Annotated in this window: 2 protein-coding genes; both read left to right on the top strand. The window is 63.9% G+C overall.

The window, feature by feature from the left end; genetic code table 11:
- The first annotated feature begins 230 nt into the window (after positions 1–230).
- Complete coding sequence (locus tag ACFWAY_RS53300; protein WP_378516475.1) at positions 231–1,250, top strand: maleylacetate reductase; 1,020 nt, start codon at positions 231–233, stop codon at positions 1,248–1,250.
- A 605-nt stretch (positions 1,251–1,855) separates the two neighbouring features.
- Positions 1,856–3,240, top strand: a 1,385-nt coding sequence (locus ACFWAY_RS53295) for an AAA family ATPase (protein ID WP_378516474.1), incomplete at its 3' end; no start/stop codon positions are given.

Genomic DNA, 3,240 nt, shown 5'->3' with positions numbered 1-3,240 from the left:
CCCAGTCTCGCAGCGACATCCTTGTTCGTCAGGCCCTCCGCGCACGCCAGCACGATCTTCGCCCGCAGCGCCAACGCCTGCGACGTCTTCGCGCGTCGAGCCCAACCCAGCAGCGTGTCACGCTCGACATCGGACAGGACCAATTCCGCCTTCGGGCGACCAGCGCGTGTCATCACCCGATGATACCAAAATATTCAACGAATCAATAACTCAGGACACTAGGACAACGGATTGTATTTAAGTCAGGTCACGCCGCCGACAACCTCGCAGCGGAAGTCGGCCGTCTGCGCGCGTCGCGGGTCATGGTGATCGCGGCAGAATGTGAATCAGAAACCGCGAAGAAGGTATCGACAGGATTCGATGTTGCGCTTCACTATTCTGACGTATCGCCACATGTTCCGATCGCGAAGGCGAAGGCCGCACGCGCAATCGCATCCGAGTATGACATTGACCTGCTCGTGTGTATTGGCGGGGGATCCACGACTGGTCTGGCGAAGGCAATCGCGATGACCACAGCCATCGTCGCAGTACCGACCACGTACGCTGGTTCAGAGGGCACCAATGTGTGGGGATTGACTGCCAATTCGCGAAAATTGACGGGTGTGGACAATCGGGTTCTGCCAGTTACGGTCATATATGATGCGGAGCTCACGCTGTCGTTGCCAGTTCAGCTGTCGGTGGCGTCTGGCTTGAACGCACTCGCGCATTGTGTGGACTCTATGTGGGCCCCCCGGGCGGATCCTATTAATCAAGCCTTTGCTAGTGAGGGGATTCGAGCTCTCGCCTCGGGTCTCCAGGCCGTGGTATCAGATCCCGCAGGTATCGGTGGGCGAGAGCGAGCGCTGTACGGCGCCTACCTGTCCGCCGTAGCGTTCGCATCGGCAGGGTCTGGAATGCATCACAAGATCTGTCACGTTCTCGGCGGTGCATACGGAATGCCACATGCCCAAACGCATGCAACTGTCTTGCCGCATGTGTTGGCGTTCAACGCGCAGCATGCTCCTGAAGCTGAAATCCGAATTGCTGCCGCGTTCGGTGCTGATTCCGCTGTCGAGGGTCTCGATCGGCTGTGCTCCGCGCTCGGTGCGCCAAGTGCGCTTAAAGAATATGGCTTCGATGAAGCTGCCATTCCGGAAGCCGCTAGGTTGATTCTTCCGGCGATACCCGAGTCGAACCCGCATGTCGTCACCATCGACGACCTTGAGCGCCTTCTTCGTGCGGTTTGGTCTGGAAGGCCAGTGGAGGGTTGACGATGCTTCGCGTCGCTGGGACGTCTCGACAGTGCCCAAACCGATGGGCCGCGTCTCGTAATGTCGAGACTCGACAACCTTCCTGCCGCCCTGTTCTTCTGGCCATCAGTTCAGTCGTTGTCGGTCAGAATCGTCGCTACCAATACTTAAATGGTCAGGCGGTTTCGGCGCTGCAGATCACCAGCAAGGCGCGGTCGATGCGCTGCTGTACCAGTACATTGGTGGGCCCGAGGGCGACCAGTCGTACTACGGGCCGACCCCCGCCGCGGCAGTTTGGAGCCACTACATCCTCGGCGATGGCCCCGAGATCAGTGCGCTAATGCCCGGAGGACTGCAGGATCAACGGGAAGATCGTCGTGCTGCCTCCCTGGCCTTACGGGTCGCCCGTGGCTACTGTTGTAACCGTGGTGAGCGCGGCCACGAACCGGTACTTGGTGACTACATTGGGCCGCTCGGAGCAGGCGATGTCGCCTTGCGGTCACGGAAGGCCGCCCTCAGTCACACAGTGTGGAGAAGCAGGGCGTAAGGCAGCGCACCGGGTACACGACTGAAGCAGCCGGGCGCAGCGACGGGAGTCGTTCGAGAGGCGAGGGTTCGGCGGGCTGATGTTGTTGGGCAGGGCGACTGCGTGCCGGACGCTCGACCGGCTGCTTTGCGAGACGCGATCTGGGCGCAGTGGCACGCTCGTGTTGCGCGGGGACCCTGGGATCGGAAAGTCAGCGTTGTTGGACTACCTGGCGGAGCGAGCGTCAGGTTGCCGGGTTGTGCGCGCTCGGGGTGTCGAGTCGGAGATGGAGCTGGCGTTTTCAGGCTTGCATCAGCTTTGCGCTCCGATGCTCCACCATCTCGAGGGCCTGCCAGCCCCGCAGCGAGATGCGCTGGGCATCGCGTTCGGGTTGCGCGCAGCGAACTCACCAGATCGGTTCTTGGTCGGCCTGGCGGTCCTGAGCCTGCTGTCGGAGGTCGCGGAGGAGCAGCCTCTTGTGTGCCTGATCGATGACATGCAATGGCTCGATCACGCCAGCGTCCAGGCGCTGGCGTTCGCCGGCAGGCGGTTGCTCGCCGAGCCGGTTCTCTTGGTGTTCGCGGTGCGTGAGATACGGCAGCGGGAACTGCTGGGCTTGCCGGACCTCGTGGTTGATGGAATCGGCGATCGCGATGCGCGCCAGCTGCTGACCTCCGCGATCCGCGGGCGGCTGGATGCGCAGGTACTCGACCGGATTATTGCTGAAACGCACGGCAACCCGCTGGCCCTCCTGGAGTTGCCCAGGGGGCTCACATCTGCTCAGTTGGCTGGCGGCTTCGGGCTTCCCACCCGTCCGCTGGCGAGCCGCATTGAGCAGAGCTTCCGATCACGCCTCGAGGTGCTGCCGCCCGAGACGCAGCTGCTCCTTCTGACGGCGTCGGCTGAGCCGGTTGGCGACGCGAGCTTGCTGTGGCGCGCGGGGCGAATACTCGGGATCGACCCCAGCGCTGCGGCGCCAGCCGAGGACGCCGGGTTGCTCGAGCTTGGGTCGCGGGTACAGTTCCGGCATCCGCTAGTGCGTTCAGCGGCTTACAAGGCCGCGACGTTGAGCGATCGCCGGAAGGTGCATCGTGCATTGGCCGAGGCGACTGACCAGCACGCCGATCCCGATCGCCGGGCCTGGCATCGCGCCCGTGCGGCACCCGGGCCTGATGAGACGGTGGCGGCTGAGCTGGAGCACTCGGCCGGCCGGGCTCAGGGACGCGGCGGTGTCGCGGCGGCAGCGGCGTTTCTGGAGCGGGCGGCGGAGCTGACGCCAGAGTCGGCCCGGCTGGGAACACGGGCGCTGGCTGCAGCCCAGGCCAAGTTCGACGCTGGCTCGCCTGACAGAGCGACCGAGCTCCTCGCGACCGCCGAGATGAGTCCGCTTGACGATTTGCAGCGGGCGCGGGCGGAGCGGCTGCGTGCCCAGATCGCGTTTGCGCGCAACCGCGGCAGCGACGCTCCAGCTCTGCTGCTCGGCGC

It is taken from the genome of Rhodococcus sp. NPDC059968 (genome assembly GCF_042738615.1).
Classification (GTDB): domain Bacteria; phylum Actinomycetota; class Actinomycetes; order Mycobacteriales; family Mycobacteriaceae; genus Rhodococcus_F.
This window is presented reverse-complemented; position numbering and strand designations above follow the sequence as displayed.